Raw genomic sequence first — 21710 nt, 5'->3', positions numbered from 1 at the left:
CCTCGGGTCAGTCCTCGTCGACGTGCAGCCCGAGCTGTCGCACCCGGGCGATGGCCTCGCGGCGGGACGTCGCCTGCAGCTTCCGGTAGATGCTCCGGACGTGGCTCTTGACCGTGTTGACCGAGATGAACAGCTGGCTGCCGATCTGGCCGAGGGTCTGGCCGGTGGCCAGGTGGCGCACGATGACGAGCTCGCGGTCGCTCAGCGGCTCCGCGAGGGGCGCCACGTCGGGACCCTCGGCCGAGTGCAGGCGGGCGAGCACCCCGAGGGTGGCCTGCGGCTGGTCGCGCTGCACGGCGCGGGCGACGAGGTGGTCGAGGAGGGGCTCCGGCAGGGTGCCGAAGACCCAGCCGGCGCCCGAGCGGCCGGCCTCGAGCAGCGCGCGGTCGAAGGCGATGTCGGCCTGGGCGGTGTCGCCCTGGGCCAGGTGGGCGGCCGCGGCCACGGCGTGCACGTGGCCGATGGTCCGCTCCGAGTGCAGGTCGCCGAGCGCGAGGCACGCCTCGAGGTCGTCGAGCGCCGCTTGCGGCTCGCCGGTCGAGAGGTGGATGAGGGCGAGCACGCGGGCGGGGCACTCGATGTGGCGGTCGCCGGGCGAGAGGGGCTGGGCCAGGCGTCGCGCCTCCTGCGCCTGTCCGAGCTGGAGCATCGTCTCGGCGCGGAGGGCCGTGGCCGACCGGCCGAGCACGACGGCGCCCGTGAAGCCCTGCACGAGGCGCGAGATGCGGCCGAGGTGGTCGAGCACCTCGATCGAGCGACCCTGGGCGAGCAGCACGGTGGCCTCGGCGAACCAGCCGAGCGCCTCCCAGTCGCTGCCGCGTGCCGCCAGGTGCACGTCGGCGATGAGGTCGTCGTGCCCGCCGGGGGACTCGTCGCGTTCGAGGGCGAGGTGCAGGCGGGCGATCTGCGCGAGGGCGCCGAACGAGCTGGCGAGCAGGTCGGTGCCCTCGGCGAGCTCGGCCGCGCTGTCGAGGTGCTCGTCGGCGAGCGCGAACTCGCCGAGCAGCACCGCGACGTAGGCGAGCGCGGACAGGCACTCGACGCGCTCGGCGATGCTGAGGTGCTCCTCGCCGAGGCCCGAGGCGAGCCCCAGGGCGAACTGGGCCTGGTCGTACTCGCCGTAGTGCAGCCGGATGAGGCCGAGCTGCAGCGAGAAGGAGGCGCTGAGGCTGATGCGCGCCGTGATCGACTCCGAGAGGTCGCTCTCGATCATCGTGCGCGCGACCTCGAGGTGCTCGTGGGCGACGACGAGGTTGCCGAGCGTCCGCAGGGCGGCGCCGAGGTGCACGTGGTAGCCGGCCCGCACCTCGAGGGGCAGCCCGGGGTCGGCGTCGATGGCCTTGGCCACGCCGCGGAACCACGGGAGCGCCGCGCTGCGCGAGCGGGAGCCGACCGAGCGGTAGCTGGCGGCGAGCGCGAGCAGGATGAGCGGCCTGCCGCTCCACTCCGCCTCGGGAGCCGAGCGGACGGCCTCGCGCAGACGGGCTCCCTGCAGGGGGGCTATCTGCGTCCAGGCCTGCTCGATGGCGTCGAGCGAGGCCCGCGCGTCGGCGGGCTGGAGCTCGACCCCGGTCGGGTCGGGTGATGCATCGTCAAGGGTGCGCACGGGTCCTACCTCTGCCGCATCGGGTAGTTCCCCGTCGGGTAGGGGAATGCGGCGTCAGGGTGTGGTCAGGCACCCTGAGCTCCTAGCATAAATGAGCGATGTTCCCGTCTGCTCGTCTGACGGCCAGATTGCCCCAGGAGTGGGGGGGACGCGCTGCGGGCGTAGCCTCGCTCCATGAGCAGGATGGACTCCGTCGCCGCGGGCGGCGGCATGCGCGGCGCGGGCGGCACAGGAGGCGGCGGAGGCGGTGGCGCAGCCGGCGGGGCGGGCGGCGGCGGCAGGCTGGGCGGCGGGGGCGGCGGCGGCCGTGGCGGCCGGGTCTCGAGCGGCGACGCGGCGGCGCAGAAGGCGGCCAACGCCGCCGCGCCCAAGATCCCCGACCTGTTCCGACGGATCCGCGGCCTCTTCTCTCCCCACCGCAAGGCCCTCGTGGTCACCGTGGTGCTGGTGCTCGTCGGCGCGGCGATCAGCGTCGCGCCTCCGCTGCTGACGAAGCAGGCCTTCGACCGCGGGCTCTTCCCCGCGGGCGGCCCCGACGTCCCGGTGCTGATGGAGCTCGTCGGCCTGATGATCGGGCTGTGGGTGCTGTCGGCCGGCATCGGCGTCTGGCAGACCTACCTCACCGCCACGGTCGGGAACAGCGTGATGGGCGCCCTCCGCATCCGGCTGTTCGGGCACCTCCAGCGCATGGAGCTCGCGTTCTTCACCCGGACGAAGACGGGCGTCATCCAGTCGCGGCTGCAGAACGACGTCGGCGGCGTCGCGAACGTGCTGAGCAACACGATCTCGAGCGTGCTCGGCAACACCGTCACGGTCATCGCCGCGTTCATCTCGATGCTCGTGCTCAGCTGGCAGATGACCGTCGTCACCGTCATCCTGCTGCCGCTGCTCGTCGTGGCGCAGCGCCGCGTCGGCCAGGTGCGCGCGCGCATCGCGACCAAGACGCAGGAGTCGCTGTCGGACATGACGGCGATCACGCAGGAGGCGCTGAGCGTCAGCGGCATCCTGCTCGCGAAGAGCTTCAACCAGCAGCGCAGCGAGGTCGAGCGCTACTCGGCCGAGAACCGCACGCAGATCGGCCTGCAGGTGCGCCAGCAGATGAGCGGCCAGTGGTTCTTCGCCGTCGTCCAGATCTTCCTGTCCGTGATCCCGGCGCTGATCTACCTGGTGGCAGCGTGGCTGATCCTCCGTGACGTCCCCGTCACGGCCGGCACGATCGTCGCCTTCACCACGGTGCAGGCGCGGCTGACCTTCCCGCTGATGGGGCTCCTCCGGGTGGCGCTCGACCTGCAGACCTCCGGTGCGCTGTTCGCCCGCATCTTCGAGTACCTCGACCTGCGGCCCGCCATCACCGACGGCGGTGCCTCGGCGACGGTCGACGAGGCGCAGCTCGGCCGCGTGGAGTTCGACGACGTCGAGTTCGCCTACCCCGACGCCGAGCCGGGGCAGCGGACCCTCCGCGGCGTCTCGTTCGACATCGAGCCGGGCCAGTTCGCGGCGTTCGTCGGCCCGAGCGGCGCCGGCAAGACGACGGTGTCCTACCTGATCCCGCGGTTCTACGAGGCGACGGGCGGCAGCGTCCGCTTCGCCGGCACCGACGTCCGCGACCTGCGGCAGGAGTCGCTGGTCGAGAACATCGGCATCGTCAGCCAGGAGACGTACCTGTTCCACGCCACGATCGGCGACAACCTGCGCTACGCGCGTCCGGACGCCACCGACGAGCAGCTCGTCGACGCCGCCCGGCAGGCGAACATCCACGAGACGATCGCGTCGTTCCCCGACGGCTACGACACGGTGGTGGGCGAGCGCGGCTACCGGCTCTCCGGCGGCGAGAAGCAGCGCATCGCCATCGCCCGCGTGCTGCTCAAGGACCCGGCCGTGCTGGTGCTCGACGAGGCGACGAGCGCGCTCGACACCGTGTCCGAGCGGGTCGTGCAGGAGGCGCTGGACACGGCCACGAGAGGGCGCACGACGATCGCCATCGCCCACCGCTTGTCCACCGTCCGCCACGCGGACGTCGTCTTCGTCGTCGACGGCGGCCGGATCGTCGAGCGCGGCACGCACGACGAGCTCGTCGCCCTCGGCGGCGTGTACGCCGACCTGTACGGGCAGCAGGTGGCGTCGACGGCGTGACCGGCGCCTCCTCGACGGCCGACGAACGCCGGGGACTCGCTCGGGGGACAGCGCATGTGACGAACTCGTGACGGATCGTGCACCGGTCGCTCTCGTCGTGGTATCTGTTGGGGGACGAGTTGAGGCTGCGTCAGGTCCCTCACGGGGCCGGCGCCGGGGGAACGAGGGCACGCGTGTCGAGCACCACCACCACCACCCGTGACGACGAGACCACCACGACACGGCGGCGCTCGCCGCTGCGGGCCCTGTTCGGGCGCGGCTCGCTCGACATCCAGTCGACCCTGCTCGTCATGCTGCTCGCCGTCAGCTTCCTGGCGGCGATCGTCATCGGCAGCGTCGGCTACGTCAACGGGCGGGACTCGCTCCGTGCGGCGGCGTTCGACCAGGTGACGAGCATCCGCGAGTCACGGGCCCGCGACGTCGAGCGCACCCTCGCGGGCGTCCAGCAGGCCGTCGTGCTCGACAGCCGCAACGACAGCGCGCGACAGGCGTCGCTCGACTTCAACGCCGGCTTCGCCGCGCTCGACGACCAGCCCGTCGACCCCGCGCGCCAGGAGGCGTTGACCGCGTACTACGAGGACACGTTCGTGCCCCGGCTGGACGAGGCCACCGGTTCGACGACCGACCCGTCGCTGATCGAGCCGACCTCGCCGGCCCAGGCGTACCTGCAGTCGCTCTACACGGTGCCCTTCGACGACGACTTCGACGCCTCGCTCGCGTTCGACGCCGCCGACGACGGCAGCGCGTGGTCGCAGGCCCGGGCCGACCACCACGACTACTTCCGCGAGATGGTCGACCAGCTCGGCTACGAGGACGTCCTGCTGCTCGACCTCGACGGCGACGTCGTCTACTCAGCCTTCTCCGGCACCGACCTCGGCACGAACGTCGAGGACGGCCCGTACTCGCGGACGGCGCTCGCCGACGTCTGGGCGACGGCGCTGGAGTCGAACACGGTCGACTCGTCGTTCACGACCGACTTCCAGCCGTACGCCCCCTCGCTCGGCGTGCCGACCGCGTGGATCGCCTCGCCCGTCGGCTCGGGCGCGGACGTCACCGGCGTGCTCGCCGTGCAGGTGCCGACCGAGACGATCGACTCGGTCATGACGGGCGATCAGGGCTGGGCCGACCAGGGCCTCGGCCGGACGGGCGAGGCCTACCTCGCCGGGCCGGACGAGACGATGCGCTCGACCTCGCGCGAGCTGATCGAGCAGCCCGACACGTTCGTCGACGACGTCGTCGACCACGGCACCCCGACCGGCGTCGCCGAGCGCCAGGTGGCGACCGGCAGCTCGGTGCTGCTGCAGCCGGTGACGACCACCGCGGTGGAGGCCGCCCTGCAGGGCCGCACCGCGACGACGGTCAACACCGACTACCTCGGCCACGAGGTCCTGGCGGCCTACGCGCCCATCGACGTCGACGGCCTGAACTGGGTGATCGTCGCCAAGGTCGACACGTCCGAGGCGTTCGCGCCCGTCGACGTCTTCACCCGCAACCTGCTGCTCTCGACGGCGGCGATCATCGTCGTGGTGTCGCTGCTCTCGCTGCTGCTGGCGCAGGTGTTCGTCCGGCCGGTGCGGCGCCTCCAGCACGCGGTCAACCGCGTCAGCGGCGGCGAGATCGGCGTCGAGGTGCCCGTGAAGGGCCAAGACGAGTTCAGCGAGCTGGGCGGCGCGTTCAACGACATGAGCCGCAGCCTCCGGGTCAAGCAAGATCTGATCGACGAGCAGCGGCGCGAGAACGACCGCCTGCTGCTGACCCTCATGCCGGAGGCGATGGCCAAGCGCTACAAGGAGGGCGAGGAGACGATCGCCGAGGACCACACCGACGTCGCGGTCGTGTACGCCGACGTCGCCGGGTTCGACGACTTCAGCCGGGGGATGCGCTCGGGCGAGCGGCTCGCCCTGCTCAACGGGCTGTGGCGGTCGTTCGACGAGGCGGCGGAGCGGCTCGGCGTCGAGAAGGTGCGGAGCAGCCAGCGGGGCTACCTCGCCAGCTGCGGGCTCACGGTGCCCCGCATCGACAACGCCCGTCGGGTGGTCGACTTCACCCTCGAGCTGCAGGGGATCATCGATCGCTTCAACGCGACCAACTCGTCCCGCGTCGCGCTGCGTGCGGGCATCGACACCGGCCAGGTGACCAGCGGCCTCGTCGGCCGGACGAGCATGGTCTACGACATGTGGGGCGACGCCGTCACGCTGGCCCACCGGGTGCAGGACGTCTCGTCGCAGGCGGGCGTCTACGCGACCGAGCGGGTCGTGCAGAAGATCGGCGACGGGGTGCCGGCGGTCGACTCGGGCACGGTCACGACCCAGTCGGGCGAGCAGCGCGTGTTCCGCCTCGAGCGGCCGGCCGTCTGATGACGTCGCTCTGGCAGCAGCCCTGGTTCTGGCCGGTGCTCGCCGTGGTGGTCGGGCTGCCGGTGCTGCTCATCGTGCTCACCGAGATCGCGAGCACCCTGCAGCGTCGAGGCAACCCCGGCGCACGGGTCGTGCGGCTGCTCCGCACCTACGTGGTGCCGACGGCCGCGGTGTCGATCCTGGTCGCCCAGGTGACGATCGCCGTCGACTCGGAGGACTTCACCTGGACGCGCGTCGCCGCGACCGCCTTCGGGTTCCTCGTGATCGTCGCCGTGCTGAACGCGGTGAACCTCGCCCTGTTCACGAACGCCGAGAAGGGCAGCTGGCGCGACCGCCTGCCGTCGATCTTCGTCGACATCGGCCGCATCGTGCTCATCGCCATCGGGCTCGCGGTGCTCTTCAGCACGGTCTGGGGCACGGACGTCGCAGGGCTCTTCACGGCGCTCGGCGTCACCTCGATCGTCCTCGGCCTCGCGCTGCAGGGCGCGATCGGCAGCGTCGTCTCGGGGCTGCTGCTGCTCTTCGAGCAGCCGTTCCGCCTCGGCGACTGGCTCGACGCCGGCGGCGTGCGCGGCCGTGTGGTGCAGGTCAACTGGCGCGCGGTGCACATCGACACGGGCAACGGCATCCAGATCACCCCGAACGCGTCGCTCGCCGGCTCGTCGTTCACCAACCTCAGCCGCGGCGACGGCAGCTACACCGTCACCGCCTCCGTGGCCTTCACCACCGACGACCCGCCCGCCGAGGTCGTCGCGCTGCTGCAGAGGGTCGCGAGCGGCCTGCCCGAGCTGTGGCCCGGCACGACGCCGGTCGCCGTCCCGCTCGGCGGCGCCGCCTACGAGGTCTCGTACGAGGTGCGCCGGCCCGCCCACGAGGGCTCGTCGCTCGCGACGCTGCGCAGCTGGCTCTGGTACGCCTCGCGCCGTGCAGGGCTCGGCCTCGACGGCGACACCACCGACGCGTTCGTGACTCCCGAGCGGATCGAGCAGGCCGTCGCGTCCGTCGCCCCGACCCTGCAGGTGACGGCGGACGACGTGCCTGCCCTCGTGCCCTCGGTGCGCCTCGAGCGGTACGCCGCGGGCGAGGTCGTGCTGCCGCTCGGCGTCGTGCCGGAGGCCCTGCGCTTCGTGCTCAGCGGAGCGGTGGCCCTCGGGGTCCCGACGCCGGGCGACGCGGTCCTGCCCGTGTCGCGCGTCGAACGGGGCGACTTCGTGGGGCAGACGGTGCTCACGCGCCAGCCGACCACGACCCGCGCCGTCGCGGTCTCCGAGGTCGCGGTGCTCGTCGTCCCGGGCGACACGCTCGACGCCCTCGTGCGGGTGAGGCCTCGCCTCGCGCGGGAGCTGGGCGAGGTCATCGACCGGCGGGGTGCCGCCGCGCGCGAGGTCGCGGAGGCGTCGGGCGAGGCCGGGGGGACCCGGGGACAGCTGGCGAGCTAAGACCTAAGGGCGAGCATCGCCCGCATGGCGTCGACGTCGCTCTGCTGCGTCATGATCATGCCGCTCGCGAAGGCGTCGACCTGGGGGTCGTCGCTGCGGGCGAGGACGGCCTGGGCCATCTCGATGCCGCCCAGGTGGTGGTCGATCATCAGGGTGAGGAACAGCCGCTCGGCGTCGACGCCGTCGGCGGCCCGCAGCTCGGCCATCTGCTCGGGCGTCGCCAGGCCGGGCATCGGCTCGCCGGGGACGTGGCTCGGCGCGGGGGAGCCGGACGCGGCGCCGCCGTGCTCGTGCCCGGACAGCTGCCCGTCGAGCGTCGGCTGCGTCATCCAGGTCATCACGGGCTGGGAGGGAGCCTGGGGCACGCCCCACACCTCGAGCCAGGCGTACATCTGGCCGGCCTGCTGCGACTGGGTCGCGGCGATGTCGTAGGCGATGGTGCGCACGTCGTCCGAGGTCGAGCGGTCGCGGATCGCGAACGACATCTCGACTGCCTGCTCGTGGTGCACCTGCATGTCGCGGGCGAACCCGGCCTCGACGCTGTTCGTGCCGGGCACGACGGGAGCCGACGAGGTGAGGCGGCCCACGGCGACGCCCGTGCCGAGCACGAGCAGCAGCGCGACCGCGGCGGCGATCACGAGGCGCAGGCGACGACCCGAGGAGGCGCCGGCAGCGCCTGCCTCGGTCGTCACGTCGTCGAGGTCGTCGCGCGGCTCGTCGCGGTCGGGGGCCCTGCGGAGGTCGTCGGTCACGACACCTTGCCGGGGCCGTCGACCCCGCCGGTGCAGGGCGCGCCGGGCTCGGGGGCGTCGGCCGACTTCCAGTACTTGGTGACGAAGTCGGAGACGGCGTCGGCCTCGGGGTCGTCGAAGGCGAGCTGGGCGCCCCAGGCGCTGACGGCCATGGGGCTGTCCATGCCCTCGTAGGGCGAGACGACCGAGTAGGTGGAGGGCGCGAGGTCGGTGATCTGCTCGATCTGCTCGTCGGTGACCTGGGCCGGGTCGTAGGTGAACCAGATCGCGCCGTGCTCGAGGTCGTGCACGGCGTTCTCGTTCGGCACCTGCTCGGTGTAGACGCCGCAGTTCATCCACACGGCGGCGTGGTCGCCGCCGGCCGGGGGCGTCATCTCGTAGTCCACGGCCCCCGTGACGTGGTTCGCGGTCAGGTCGTCCCAGGTCTGCACGCCGGCGACGTCGATCTCGCTGCGGTCGGCCCGGGGCGTGCCGCTCGTCACGACGACGGTGACGATCAGGGCCACCGCGGCGGCGCCCGCGACGGAGGCGGTCACGATGCCGATCGTCCGGTTGCGCTTCGACCTGGCCTGCTCGCGCTTCAGCGCGGCGACCTTCTCCTGCCGGCGCGCGTCCCGCTGCTGCTTCACGCTCATCGAGCTCGGGTCGGGCGTCGCGCCCGGGTTCTTCTTGTCGCTGCTGGCCACGGATGGGGTCCTCTGGTGTCGGGGATCTCGGGGTCTGTCGGTGCCCGCCCAGTCTGCCCCGGCGGGTCGTCCCCGGCGACAGCGCGCGCCGTGCGGCGGCAGGACGTCGGGGATGTGTCACCGATTTGTCCCACACCTGTCTGGGAAGACCGTCACAGCCGACCCGACTCGCCCCGTCATCTGCCGGGGGCCGCCGGTAGAGTCGTGGGGCCGGGGCGACACGTCCCTGCCCCACCCGCCACCGCCTCCTGGTGCCGCACGACGGCCCACGAGGTGCGGAGCAACCGCGAGGGAGCGATCCCGACCGTGAAGGAGCACCCGTGAAGTACGCCGAGACCGTCCTCGACCTGGTGGGCGACACCCCCCTGGTGAAGCTCAACAAGGTCACCGAGGGCATCACGGCCACGGTGCTCGTCAAGGTCGAGTACCTCAACCCCGGCGGCTCGTCGAAGGACCGGATCGCGACGCGGATCGTCGACGCGGCGGAGCGCGACGGCCTCCTCCTGCCCGGCGGCACCATCGTCGAACCGACGAGCGGCAACACCGGCGTGGGCCTCGCGCTCGTCGCCCAGCAGCGCGGCTACCGCTGCGTCTTCGTGCTGCCCGACAAGGTCGGCGACGACAAGCGGAACGTGCTGAAGGCCTACGGCGCCGAGATCGTCGTCACCCCGACCGCCGTCGAGCCGTCGAGCCCCGAGTCGTACTACAGCGTGAGCGACCGGCTCGTCCGCGAGATCCCCGGCGCCTTCAAGCCGAACCAGTACGCGAACCCCGCCGGCCCTCAGAGCCACTACGAGACGACCGGTCCGGAGATCTGGCGCGACACCGAGGGCCAGGTGACCCACTTCGTGGCCGGCGTCGGCACCGGCGGCACGATCAGCGGCACGGGTCGCTACCTGAAGGAGGTGTCCGGAGGATCGGTGCAGATCATCGGCGCCGACCCCGAGGGCAGCGTCTACAGCGGCGGCACCGGCCGCCCCTACCTCGTCGAGGGCGTCGGCGAGGACTTCTGGCCCTCCGCCTACGACCCCACCGTCGTCGACCGCATCATCGCGGCGTCCGACGCCCGGTCGTTCGAGCTGACCCGCCGTCTCGCCCGCGAGGAGGGCCTGCTGGTCGGCGGGTCGTCCGGCCTCGCCGTCGCCGCTGCGCTCGACGTGGCCCGCGACCTCGGTCCTGACGACGTCGTCGTCGTGCTGCTGCCCGACGGCGGACGCGGCTACCTCGGCAAGATCTTCAACGACGCCTGGATGCGCTCGTACGGCTTCGCCGACAGCGTCGACGGGCGCACGGTGCGCGACCTGCTCGCCTCCAAGACCGGCTCGCTGCCGGCCCTGGTGCACGCACACCCGTCCGACACCCTGCACGACGTGATCGGCATCATGACGACCTACGGCGTCTCGCAGATGCCGGTCCTCTCGGCCGAGCCCCCCGTCGTGATCGGCGAGGTCGTCGGCGCGGTCGAGGAGAAGACGCTGCTCGAGGCGGTCTTCGCCGGGGGAGCGAGCATGGGCGACGCCCTGTCGACCGTGGTCGGCGCTCCGCTGCCCCTGATCGGCATCAACGAGTCGGTCGAGAGCGCGCGTGCCGCGCTCGAGACCACCGACGCGCTGCTCGTCACCGACGACGGCAAGCCCGCCGGGGTCGTCACCCGCCACGACGTCCTGGCCTTCCTCTCCGCCTGACGATCGCTCCGCACAGCACCACGCGTCAGACTCCCCGCACCTGCTTCCCCGCGTCACCGAAGGACACCCCATGAGCACCTCCGACCACGGCTTCTCGACCAGGGCCATCCACGCCGGCCAGGAGCCCGACGCGCGCACGGGCGCGGTCGTGCCGCCGATCTACCAGTCGTCCACCTTCGTCCAGGACGGCATCGGCGGCTTCCGCGACGGCTACGAGTACGCCCGCTCGGCGAACCCCACCCGCGACTCGCTGCAGGAACTGCTGGCGTCGCTCGAGGGCGGCACCGCGGCCTTCAGCTTCGCGTCCGGCCTCGCGGCCGAGGACGCGCTGTTGCGCTCGGTCCTCCGCCCCGGCTCGCGCGTCGTGATGGGCAACGACGTCTACGGCGGCACGCACCGGCTGGTGAACCGGGTCTGGACGCCGTGGGGCGTCACCCTCGAGACCGTCGAGATGACCGACCTCGACGCCGTCCGCGCGGCTGTGCGTCCCGGCGAGACCGACGTGCTCTGGGTCGAGACCCCGAGCAACCCGCTGATGAAGGTCAGCGACGTCACGGCGCTCGCCGAGATCGGGCACGCCGCGGGCGCGCTCGTCGTGGTCGACAACACCTTCGCGTCTCCGGCCCTGCAGCAGCCGCTCGGCCTCGGCGCCGACGTCGTCGTGCACTCGACGACGAAGTACATCGGCGGGCACTCCGACGTCGTCGGCGGCGCCGTCGTCGTGCGCGACGACGAGCTCGCAGAGAAGATCGGATTCGTGCAGTTCGGCGCGGGCGCCGTCTCGGCCCCGATGGAGGCGTGGCTCACGGTGCGCGGCATCAAGACGCTCGCGGTGCGCGTCGAGCGGCACTCGTCGAACGCCCTCGCGATCGCGCGGGAGCTCGAGGGGCACCCCGCGGTCGAGCGCGTCTTCTACCCGGGCCTCGAGTCGCACCCGGGGCACGAGCTGGCCGCCCGCCAGATGAGCGCGTTCGGCGGGATGCTCTCCGTCTCGCTGACAGCGGGAGCCGCTGCGGCCCGCCGCTTCGCCGAGTCGACCGAGCTCTTCCAGCTGGCGGAGTCGCTCGGCGGCGTCGAGTCGCTGATCGGCTACCCGACCGAGATGACGCACGCGTCCGTCCGCGGCACCGAGCTCGAGGTGCCCGACACCGTCGTCCGCCTGTCGGTCGGCATCGAGGACGTCGCCGACCTGCTCGCCGACGTGCGCCAGGCGCTCGACCGCGCGCAGGCCTGATCCCGAGGGGCGCCTCCCGACGGGGCGCCTCCTGGCAGGACCCGGCGTCGGAGGCGGCACCTAGGGTGAGAGCATGACGACCGCCCCCGAGAGCACCCTGCCCGCGGGCGGCGTGCTCTCGCCGGCGTACCGGCTGGCCACGCTCGGCATGGTGGCCCTGATCGGCATCGCGGCGTTCGAGTCGCTGGCGATCACCACGGTGATGCCGATCATCGCGCGCGACCTCGACGGCGAGGCGCTCTACTCGGTCGCGTTCGCCGCCCCGCTGGCGTCGGGGGTCGTCGGCATGGTGGTGGCCGGCAACTGGGCCGACCGCAGCGGTCCCCGGGTCGTGGTCACCGCCTCCATGGTCCTCTTCGCGGTCGGCCTCGCCATCGTCGGGACCGCGCCCGACATGGTCGTGCTGCTGCTCGGCCGTCTCGTGCAGGGGCTCGGCAGCGGCGCCGTCATCGTCGGCCTCTACGTCATGGTGTCGAAGCTGTACCCGCCGGCGCTGCACCCGTCGATCTTCGCCGGGTTCGCGGCGGCCTGGGTCGTGCCCGGCCTCGTCGGCCCCGTGGTCGCCGGCACGGTCGCCGAGCTGGCCAGCTGGCACTGGGTGTTCCTCGGCGCGGTCGTCGTCGCCCTGCCCGCCTTCGCGATGATCCTGCCGAGCCTGCGGCGCATCCCGCCCACCGTCCCTGCGCCGGGCGAGCCCCGCGTGTCGTGGAGCGTGGGACGCATCGCGTGGTCGGTCGCCGCCGCGCTCGCCGTGATGGCGCTCAACCTGCTCTCGGAGCTGCCCCTCGCGGCCGCAGCGGCCGTGCTGGTCGCTGCCGTGGTCGTGCTCGTCGTCGCGCTCCGCCCCCTGCTGCCGGAGGGGGCACTCGTGGCGGCCGCCGGCGTGCCCGCCCTCGTTCTGCTGCGCGGTCTCGTGGGCGCCGCCTTCCTCGGCAGCGACGTGTACCTGCCCTACATGCTGTCGGCGCAGTACGGCTTCGCGCCCGCCGCCTCCGGCATCACCCTCACGCTGGGCGCCGTCGCCTGGGCCGCCGCGAGCTGGGCCCAGGGGCGGCTCGGCGACCGGGTCGCCCAGCGGACCGGCATCCGCGTCGGCATCGTGCTGGTGCTCGTCGGCGTGCTCTCCGCCGGTGCGTCGGCCCTGGGGCACCTGCACCCGGCCGTCGTCATCACCGGCTGGGCCCTCGCCGGTGCAGGGATGGGCTTCATGTACCCGCGCTTCTCCGTCCTCGTGCTCCGCTGGTCGCGCGACGACGAGAAGGGCTCCAACAGCTCGGCCCTGACCATCGCCGACTCGTCGGGCTCGGCGATCGCGCTCGCCGTGACCGGGGCCGCGTTCCTCCAGCTCGGCGGCGCCGACGAGCCCGCCGCCTTCGTCGCGTGCTTCGCCGTCGCCGCGGTCGTCGCGCTCACCGCGCTGCTGGTGAGCGGTCGCGGGGCGCCGCGCGGTCGCTGAGCGCGGCTCCTCGCCCCTCGGTCGAGGGGGGCCGCCGAAGTCTGCATAATGGTCTGCAGCGCGCGATGTGTACGGTCACAACGCCGATCAGCGATGGAGCGACGTGAAGCACGAGGTCGAGAAGGTGCGCGCTCCGAACATCCGCGACGTCGCGGCCCTGGCCGGCGTCTCGTACCAGACCGTGTCGCGCGTCCTCAACGACAGCCCGAGCATCCGCCCCGCGACTCGGCAGCGCGTGCTCGACGTCATCGACCAGATCGGCTACCGCCCGAACCAGGCGGCCCGGGCGCTGTCGACCAGCCGGTCCAAGGCGATCGGCGTCCTCACCCTGCAGAACGTCCACTTCGGGCCGCAGACCATGGTCAACGCCATCGAGGTCGAGGCGCGGGCGGCCGGGTACCGGCTGAGCATCGCCAGCACGTCGCGCGCCGACGACGACGTGCGGGCGAGCGTCGACCTGCTGAGCAACCAGGCGGTGGAGGCGATCATCGTCATCGCGCCCCAGCGCAAGTTCTTCGCCGTCCTCGACGAGCTCGAGCTGAGGGTGCCGATCGTCGCGCTCGACTCGTCGCCGCGCACCAACGCCCACAGCCTCGCCGTCGACCAGCACGCCGGGGCACGCCTGGCGACGCGGCACCTGATCGACCTCGGCCACAAGCACATCGTCCACGTCGCCGGCCCGCAGGACTGGATCGAGGCCGACGAGCGGATGCAGGGCTTCCTCTACGAGATGGCCGAGGCCGACCTCTCGGTCGAGCCGCCGATCCTCGGCGACCTGACGGCCGACTTCGGCTACCTCGCCGGGCGCGAGCTGCTGAGGCGACGAGACTTCACCGCCGTCTTCTCGGCGAACGACCTCATGGCGGTCGGGCTGCTGCACGCGTTCCGCGAGGCCGGAGTCGACGTCCCGCGCGAGGTCAGCGTCGTCGGGTTCGACGACTCGCCGACCGCTCCCCACCTCTGGCCGCCGCTCACGACGGTCCGCCAGGACTTCGCGCTGATCGGTCGCCGCGCCGTCGAGCTCGTCGTCGCCGAGCTCGACGGCAAGCCCGTCGAGGGGCGCACCCTGATCGCGCCGGAGCTCGTGATCCGGGGCTCGACCGATCGTCCCTGGTTCCTCTAGGAGAAGGCCTCGCACTCCAGCCGGGCTGCGGCGGGGCATCCTCCCTAGGGCCCGGCGACACGCGGTGGACGGAGGCATTTGACAGGGACCCCCGCCGGGATTAGCTTTGCTCCAGTCGCGGTGTGAACGGTCACATCCCGAGTCTCACAGGCTCTCCCGAAGGGCCTGGACCCGGGCGACGAGAGAAGACGATGGTTCCCGCCGGCCCTGGCCGACGGTGACGACGACGAAGTCGATACATGGAGGTCAGCGTGCGCGCAGCACAGATCACGATGAGCGGGAGCCGCGGGGGTGCCGGCCGTGGCCGTTGACTCTCCCGTCATCCTCGAGATGCGCTCCATCACGAAGGAGTTCCCGGGCGTCAAGGCGCTCGACGACGTGTCGATGCAGGTGCGCGCCGGCGAGGTCCACGCGATCTGCGGCGAGAACGGCGCCGGCAAGTCGACGCTGATGAAGGTCCTCTCGGGGGTCTACCCCTTCGGCACCTACGCCGGCGACATCGTCTACCAGGGCGACGTGATGAAGTTCCGCGACATCAAGTCCAGCGAGTCGTCCGGCATCGTCATCATCCACCAGGAGCTCGCGCTGATCCCCGAGCTGTCGATCACCGAGAACATCTTCCTCGGCAACGAGCCGACCCGCTTCGGCGCCATCGACTGGCCCGCCGCCAAGACCCGCGCCGTCGACCTGCTCGCCCGCGTCGGCCTGAAGGACGACCCCGACACGGCGATCAAGAACCTCGGCGTCGGCAAGCAGCAGCTCGTCGAGATCGCCAAGGCGCTGAACAAGAACGTCAAGCTGCTCATCCTCGACGAGCCCACCGCGGCCCTCAACGAGGCCGACTCGCAGCACCTGCTCGACCTCATCCGCGGCCTGAAGGGCCGCGGCATCGCGTCGATCATGATCAGCCACAAGCTCAACGAGATCGAGGCCATCGCCGACTCGATCACGATCATCCGCGACGGCAAGACGATCGAGACGCTCGACGTCCAGGCCGACGGCGTCAACGAGGACCGCATCATCCGCGGCATGGTGGGTCGCAACCTCGCGAGCCGCTTCCCGGACCGCACCCCGTCGATCGGCGAGGTGTTCTTCGAGGTCAAGGACTGGTGGGTCCGCCACCCGCAGACCGCCGAGCGCTTCGTCTGCAAGGGCTCGTCGATCACCGTCCGCAAGGGCGAGATCGTCGGCCTCGCCGGCCTCATGGGCGCGGGCCGCACCGAGCTGGCCATGAGCATCTTCGGCCGGTCGTACGGGCAGTTCGTCTCCGGCGAGATCGTCAAGGACGGCGAGCGGATCGAGATCAAGAACGTCCGCGACGCCATCGACCACGGGCTCGCCTACGTCTCTGAAGACCGGAAGGTGCTCGGCCTCAACCTGCTCGACGACATCAAGCGCTCGACCGTCGCCGCCAAGCTCGGCAAGATCTCGCGCGCCTCCGTCGTGAACACCTACGAGGAGCACTCGATCGCGGAGGAGTACCGCAAGAGCCTCCGGGTCAAGACGCCCACCGTCGACGAGGGGGTCGCGAAGCTCTCCGGCGGCAACCAGCAGAAGGTCGTGCTGGCGAAGTGGATGTTCACCGACCCCGACCTGCTCATCCTGGACGAGCCGACCCGCGGCATCGACGTGGGCGCGAAGTTCGAGATCTACAACATCATCAACCAGCTCGCAGCCCAGGGGAAAGGCGTGATCGTCATCTCGTCGGAGCTCCCTGAGCTGCTGGGGCTCTCCGACCGGATCTACACGATCTTCGAGGGCACCGTCACCAACGAGATCGACGCGGCGGACGCCGACGCCGAGACGCTCATGCGCACCATGACGTCGAAGAAGAAGGAGCAGGCCGCATGAGCGGAATCAAGGACCTGAAGAAGGTCTTCGGCGGCAACACGTCGAACGCCCGTCAGTTCGGCATGATCGCGACCCTCGTGGTGGCCATCGTCATCTTCCAGTTCCTGACGGGCGGGCTCACCCTCGAGCCGACGAACCTCATCGCCCTGGTCAGCCAGTACTCGTACATCCTGATCCTCGCCATCGGCATGGTCATGGTCATCGTCGCCGGCCACATCGACCTCTCGGTCGGCTCGGTCGCGGCGTTCGTCGGCATCATGGTGGCGACGTCCATGACCACCTGGAACTTCCCGTGGCCCGTCGCCATCGTCTTCGGCCTCGTCGTCGGCGCGGCAATCGGTGCCTGGCAGGGCTTCTGGGTCGCCTACGTCGGCGTCCCCGCCTTCATCGTCACGCTGGCGGGCATGCTGCTCTTCCGCGGCGCCAACCAGTTCGTCGGCAACGCGACCACGCTGCCCGTTCCCGAGGCCTACACGGTCATCGGCGCCGGCTACCTGCCCGAGTTCGGGCCGAACACCGGCTACAACAACGCGACCCTGCTGCTCGGCCTGGTCCTCGCCGCCGTCGTCGTCTGGCGCGAGTTCCGCCTCCGTCGGGTGCAGCGCACCATGGGCAGCGAGATGGCCCCGCTGTGGGTCAGCTTCGTCAAGCTCGCCGTGCTCGTCGCGATCATCCTGTACGCCGCCACGCTCTTCGGCGGCGGCCGGGTCGGCACCTCGTTCCCCGTGTCGGGCATCATCCTCGGCGTGCTCGTGCTGGTCTACGGATTCATCACGCAGAACACGATCTTCGGCCGGCACATCTACGCGGTCGGCGGCAACTCGCACGCCGCCGAGCTCTCGGGCGTCAACGCGAAGCGCATCAACTTCTTCGTGATGATGAACATGTCCGTGCTCGCCGCCCTCGCCGGCATGATCTACGTCGCCCGGGCCGGGGCCTCCGGTCCCCAGGACGGCCTGAACTGGGAGCTCGACGCCATCGCGTCGGTCTTCATCGGCGGCGCGGCCGTCGCCGGCGGCATCGGCACCGTGACCGGCTCGATCGTCGGTGGTTTCGTCATCGCCGTGCTGAACAACGGCCTGCAGCTCATGGGTGTCGGCTCGGACAAGGTGCAGATGATCAAGGGCCTCGTGCTCCTGATCGCCGTCGCCGTCGACGTCTACAACAAGAGCCAGGGCCGACCGTCCATCACGGGCTTCCTGACCCGCGGCCTCCGTCGCGACAAGGACGGCATCGCCGCACCTGCCGCGTCGGTCGAGACCTCGACCGCCGGCCGCCAGTCCGGTGTCGGCTCGACGACCGATGCCCCCGCCGGCGCGGTCCAGCCGAACGGCGACCTCACCGACGTGCAGCGACCCAAGTCGACCACGCCCAACTAGACCCGCACCGCCGCGTGCCCGTCCACCGACGGCCGGGCTCGCATTCCCCGGGAGCACCAGTTCCCACACCTGCAACCCCCCTACAAGAAAGTAGACACAGCATGCGCAAAATCGCGCTGGCGACCATGGCGGTCGCCGCAGCAACGACGCTGATCCTGAGCGGCTGCTCGAACTCGGCTCGCACCGACGCCGGCTCGGGCGACGCGGCCTCCGGCTTCGAGCAGGGCTCGACCATCGGCGTGGCCCTGCCCGCGAAGACCAGCGAGAACTGGGTCCTCGCCGGCGACCTGTTCACCGACGGCCTCACCGAGGCGGGCTTCGAGCCCGACGTGCAGTACGCGGCCGCCTCCGGCACCGTCGCGAACCAGCAGGAAGAGATCCAGTCGATGGTGACCAAGGGCGCGAAGGTGATCATCATCGGCGCGGCCGACGGTGCTCAGCTCGGCACCCAGGTCAAGGCGGCGCACGACGCCGGCGCCGTCGTCATCGCCTACGACCGCCTCATCCTCAACACCGAGGACGTCGACTACTACGTCGCGTACGACAACTTCAAGGTCGGCGAGCTCCAGGGCCAGGCCCTGCTCGACGGCATGGCGGCCAAGAAGGCCGAGGGCCCGTACAACATCGAGCTCTTCTCCGGCTCGTCCGACGACGCCAACTCGAAGGTCTTCTTCGACGGCGCGATGAGCGTCCTGCAGCCGGCCATCGACGACGGCACCGTCGTCGTCGCGTCCGGCCAGACCGACATCAAGCAGACGGCGACCGACGGCTGGAAGGCCGAGAACGCCCAGCGCCGCATGGACTCGCTGCTCACCAGCACCTACAGCTCGGCCGAGCTCGACGGCGTCCTGAGCCCCAACGACACGCTGGCCCGCGCCATCATCACGTCGGTGCAGTCGGCCGGCAAGGACGTCCCGGTCGTCACCGGCCAGGACTCCGAGGTCGAGTCGGTCAAGTCGATCATGGAGGGCGTGCAGTACTCCACGATCAACAAGGACACCCGCAACCTGGTCGCACAGGCCATCGACATGGTGACCTCGCTGTCCGAGGGCGACAAGGCCGAGACGAACGACGACGAGTCGTACGACAACGGCTCGAAGATCGTGCCCGCGTTCCTGCTGCCCCCGCAGATCGTCACCAAGGAGAACGCCGCTGAGGCGTACGCCAACGACCCCACCCTGGGCCCGCTGACGAAGTAGCACCACCCGCACCACCCGCACCACCCGCACCACCACGAGAGCCGATCGCCCTGCACCGGGGCGGTCGGCTCTCGCTGTTCGCGCGCAGTACGGTGGTGCCGTGACGGCAGGGGACGAGGAGGCGACGGTCGCGACCGCGCACCCGGTCATCATCGAGCTGCTGCTCGCGTCGTCCCGCTCCCGCTACGTCGGCCGCCCCGCCGACGGGCCGGAGCCGCCTCCGGTCGGGCCCGAGCTGCACGAGAGCGTCGAGCTCCGCGCCGGCCTCGGGATCGTCGGCGACCGCTACTTCGCGAAGCCCGCGCACCGGGGCGCGTCGGTGACGCTGTTCGCGGCGGAGTCCCTCGAGACGGTCGCGCGCCTCCTCGGCCTGGACGAGCCGCTCGACGTGGTCGCGACCCGTCGCAACGTCGTCACGCGCGGCCTCGACGTCGACGCGCTGCGCGGACGCACGATCAGCCTCGACACGGGCGACGGCCCGGTCCTGCTGCGCGTGAACAGGCCGGCGAACCCGTGCGCCTGGATGGACCACGTGCTCGCGCCGGGCGCCTTCCGGGCCATGCGGGGGCTCGGCGGCATGCGCTGCGAGCCGCTGTCGGACGGCGTGCTGCGGCTCGGCTCCGCGAGGGTCGAGCTCGACCCGGTCGAACCGGGCGACGCGCACCCGGCCTAGCGGCGCGAGGAGGAGGCGGTCACTGCCACCAGGACGGCGTCATGGCGGCCATCGTGTCGAGCAGCGCCTTGCGGCTGGTGCGCTTGCCCCGCAGCCAGGCCTCGATGGCCCCGACGAGGGCGTGGGCGAACCAGCCGGCGGCGATGTGGACCGACAGCCCCTCGGGCAGGGAGCCCTCGGGGAGCCGCTCGATGTGCTGCAGGGACGAGGTCTCGAAGTGGCCGGCGAGCGCCTGGTGGATCGACGCGTCCAGCGCGTCCGGCAGCGCGAGCCGGTACATGTCGCGGTAGCGGACGACGTGGTCGACGACGCGCTCGATGGCCCGGCTGGTGAACTCCGCGCCGTCGGCACCGGTCGAGGCCGCGCGGGCGGCCTGGTCGTCGAGGCGGATCTGGTCGAGCTCCGGCGTGATGACGTCGGTCAGCAGGCCGCCCGGCGACGTCGCGTGGCTGTAGAACGTCGCGCGGTTGATCCCCGCGGCGCGCGTGACGTCGGCCACCGTGATGGTCGACACGGGCTGCTTCGACGCGAGCTCGACGATGGCGCCGTGCAGCGCCTTGGTCGTCTGGACGATGCGGGCGTCGACCATGGAGGCCTCCTGGATGTCGTGCCGTGGCCGCGGCGGGGGCCCCGGCTGAGCCGATCCTAGTGGTGCTCGACAGCCGTCGGCCTCGGCGACGCCGTGTCGCGAAGTCGGACTCCGTCGTGCGGCGGAGGCCGAGACGGAGGCCCTGTCGGCGAGGCCGAGGCGGGGCTACGATCGATGTCGACCACGCCCGTCGTCCGTGCGCAGCGTCACCCCTCCCACCCACCACCACGTCCAGGTCGCACGGTGTCGGATCGAACCGATTCGAGCGCGCCTGGCCGGCCCTGTCGTGAGGACACCCCCGTGAGCATCGTCGTCCACCCCGGTGACGCCCTGACCCGCCGCCAGAGGCTCGTCTACGTGATCGTCCTGGGCGCCCTGACCGCGCTCGGCCCGCTCACGATCGACCTCTACCTGCCGGCGTTCCCCTCGCTCGAGGACGACCTGGGCGTCACCGCGGGCCTCGTGCAGCTCACCCTCACGGCGACGACGATCGGCTTCGGGGTCGGGCAGCTGCTCGTCGGGCCCTGGAGCGACAAGGTCGGCCGCCGCCTGCCCCTCATCGTGGCCACCGCCGTCCACATCGGCGCCAGCATCGGCGCCGCCGCCGCGCCCGACATCACGTGGCTCGCGGTCTTCCGGGTCCTGCAGGGCATGGGCGCCGCGGCCGGCGGCGTCGTCGCCATGGCCACCGTGCGCGACCTGTTCGGCGGCCTGCCGCTCGTGCGCATGCTGTCCCGCCTCGCGCTCGTCACCGGCCTCGCGCCCGTGCTCGCCCCGGTCGTCGGCTCGCAGCTGCTCCGGTTCACCGACTGGCGCGGCATCTTCTGGTTCCTCGTCGCCTACGGCGTGCTCATCCTGCTCGCGGCGATCTTCCTGATCGTCGAGACCCTGCCCGAGTCGGCCCGCCACGGCGCCGGCCACACGACCCTCCGGCAGCGCTACAAAGCGCTCTTCAGCGACCGCGTCTTCGTCGGCGTCGCGCTGATCGGCGCCATGGTCTTCTCCGGCCTCTTCACGTACCTGTCCGCCTCGTCGTTCCTCTTCCAGGACGTCTACGGCCTCGACGCCCAGCAGTACGGCTACCTCTTCGCGGTCAACTCGCTCGGCATCGTCGTCGGCGTCCAGGTCAGCTCGCGCCTCGCCCGTCGGGTGCCCCCGGCGTACATCCTCGCGGGGTCGACGACCGTGCTGATCGTCAGCGCCGGGCTGATCGTGCTGCTCGACTCGCTGCACGTGGGGCTGCTCGGCATCCTCGTGCCGCTCTGGTTCTTCATCGCGGCGTGCGGCTTCACGTTCCCGCAGGTGCAGGTGCTGGGCCTCGCGAACCACGGTGCGGAGGCCGGCACGGCGGCGTCCCTGCTCGGGGCCCTCAACTTCGGCCTCGCCGGCATCATCTCGCCGGTCGTCGGGTTCCTCGGGATCGACACCGCCGTGCCGATGGGCAGCGTGATGATGGTCACCTCGGCGGTGGCGATCCTCAGCCTGTGGCTGCTGGTCCGGCCGCGCAGCGTCCCGGCGCTCGCGCACTAGGCCGGGCCGAGGAGGCGC

At 71.6% G+C, this 21710-nt stretch carries 16 protein-coding genes; 12 read left to right on the top strand and 4 right to left on the bottom strand.

The genetic code is table 11. From position 1 onward, the window contains the following. Positions 1–7: 7 nt before the first annotated feature. The gene (locus tag IFT77_RS17400) at positions 8–1606 is read right to left on the bottom strand and encodes a LuxR C-terminal-related transcriptional regulator (protein WP_192169340.1); all 1599 of its coding nucleotides are present in this window, start codon (positions 1604–1606) and stop codon (positions 8–10) included. 174 nt (positions 1607–1780) lie between these two features. Between IFT77_RS17400 and IFT77_RS04920 the strand changes: the two genes are divergently transcribed. From IFT77_RS04920 to IFT77_RS04910, 3 genes are all read left to right on the top strand, one after another. Further along, positions 1781–3739, top strand: coding sequence for an ABC transporter ATP-binding protein (locus IFT77_RS04920; RefSeq protein ID WP_371740927.1), 1959 nt, complete (start codon positions 1781–1783; stop codon positions 3737–3739). Between the two features lie 173 nt (positions 3740–3912). Beyond that, positions 3913–6096: an adenylate/guanylate cyclase domain-containing protein gene (locus IFT77_RS17395; RefSeq protein WP_197980399.1), complete on the top strand. Its 2184-nt coding sequence runs from the start codon at positions 3913–3915 to the stop codon at positions 6094–6096. Beyond that, positions 6096–7535, top strand: a complete 1440-nt coding sequence (locus IFT77_RS04910; protein WP_192169339.1) for a mechanosensitive ion channel domain-containing protein — start codon at positions 6096–6098, stop codon at positions 7533–7535. Before IFT77_RS17395 ends, IFT77_RS04910 begins: the two co-directional genes overlap by 1 nt. Here IFT77_RS04910 and IFT77_RS04905 read toward each other — a convergent pair. Then, positions 7532–8287, bottom strand: a complete 756-nt coding sequence (locus tag IFT77_RS04905; protein WP_371740926.1) for a DUF305 domain-containing protein — start codon at positions 8285–8287, stop codon at positions 7532–7534. The genes IFT77_RS04910 and IFT77_RS04905 overlap by 4 nt on opposite strands. After that, positions 8284–8973: a DUF3105 domain-containing protein gene (locus IFT77_RS17150; protein WP_197980398.1), complete on the bottom strand. Its 690-nt coding sequence runs from the start codon at positions 8971–8973 to the stop codon at positions 8284–8286. Before IFT77_RS17150 ends, IFT77_RS04905 begins: the two co-directional genes overlap by 4 nt. A 320-nt stretch (positions 8974–9293) precedes the next feature. Here IFT77_RS17150 and IFT77_RS04895 point away from each other — a divergent pair, with 320 nt between their 5' ends. The 8 genes from IFT77_RS04895 to IFT77_RS04860 all read left to right on the top strand — a co-directional run bounded on the left by IFT77_RS04895 (position 9294) and on the right by IFT77_RS04860 (position 19573). Next, positions 9294–10658 carry a cystathionine beta-synthase gene (locus tag IFT77_RS04895; protein WP_192169338.1) on the top strand — a complete coding sequence of 455 codons (1365 nt, stop codon included), beginning with the start codon at positions 9294–9296 and terminating at the stop codon, positions 10656–10658. A 70-nt stretch (positions 10659–10728) separates the two neighbouring features. After that, entirely contained in the window at positions 10729–11892 is a 1164-nt protein-coding gene (locus tag IFT77_RS04890; RefSeq protein WP_192169337.1) for a cystathionine gamma-synthase, read from the top strand. Positions 11893–11965: 73 nt separating this feature from the next. Beyond that, the gene (locus IFT77_RS04885) at positions 11966–13348 is read left to right on the top strand and encodes an MFS transporter (RefSeq protein ID WP_192169336.1); all 1383 of its coding nucleotides are present in this window, start codon (positions 11966–11968) and stop codon (positions 13346–13348) included. Between the two features lie 103 nt (positions 13349–13451). After that, positions 13452–14471 (top strand): LacI family DNA-binding transcriptional regulator, encoded by a 1020-nt coding sequence (locus IFT77_RS04880; protein ID WP_123547297.1) that lies wholly within the window; start codon positions 13452–13454, stop codon positions 14469–14471. 330 nt (positions 14472–14801) lie between these two features. Beyond that, the gene (gene mmsA, locus IFT77_RS04875) at positions 14802–16322 is read left to right on the top strand and encodes a multiple monosaccharide ABC transporter ATP-binding protein (RefSeq protein ID WP_192169509.1); all 1521 of its coding nucleotides are present in this window, start codon (positions 14802–14804) and stop codon (positions 16320–16322) included. 5 nt (positions 16323–16327) lie between these two features. Beyond that, complete coding sequence (gene mmsB / locus IFT77_RS04870; RefSeq protein ID WP_371740963.1) at positions 16328–17701, top strand: multiple monosaccharide ABC transporter permease; 1374 nt, start codon at positions 16328–16330, stop codon at positions 17699–17701. Between the two features lie 101 nt (positions 17702–17802). Further along, positions 17803–18900, top strand: coding sequence for a sugar-binding protein (locus IFT77_RS04865; protein WP_192169335.1), 1098 nt, complete (start codon positions 17803–17805; stop codon positions 18898–18900). Between the two features lie 100 nt (positions 18901–19000). Further along, positions 19001–19573, top strand: coding sequence for an MOSC domain-containing protein (locus IFT77_RS04860; RefSeq protein WP_371740925.1), 573 nt, complete (start codon positions 19001–19003; stop codon positions 19571–19573). A 19-nt stretch (positions 19574–19592) separates the two neighbouring features. Here the strand turns inward: IFT77_RS04860 and IFT77_RS04855 are convergent, their stop codons facing one another. Further along, positions 19593–20162: a TetR/AcrR family transcriptional regulator gene (locus tag IFT77_RS04855; RefSeq protein ID WP_123546674.1), complete on the bottom strand. Its 570-nt coding sequence runs from the start codon at positions 20160–20162 to the stop codon at positions 19593–19595. 300 nt (positions 20163–20462) lie between these two features. Here IFT77_RS04855 and IFT77_RS04850 point away from each other — a divergent pair, with 300 nt between their 5' ends. Next, positions 20463–21692 carry a multidrug effflux MFS transporter gene (locus IFT77_RS04850; protein WP_370544782.1) on the top strand — a complete coding sequence of 410 codons (1230 nt, stop codon included), beginning with the start codon at positions 20463–20465 and terminating at the stop codon, positions 21690–21692. The last annotated feature ends 18 nt before the right edge of the window (positions 21693–21710 follow it).

Source organism: Frigoribacterium sp. CFBP 13729 (assembly GCF_014841875.1).
Taxonomy (GTDB): domain Bacteria; phylum Actinomycetota; class Actinomycetes; order Actinomycetales; family Microbacteriaceae; genus Frigoribacterium.
This window is presented reverse-complemented; position numbering and strand designations above follow the sequence as displayed.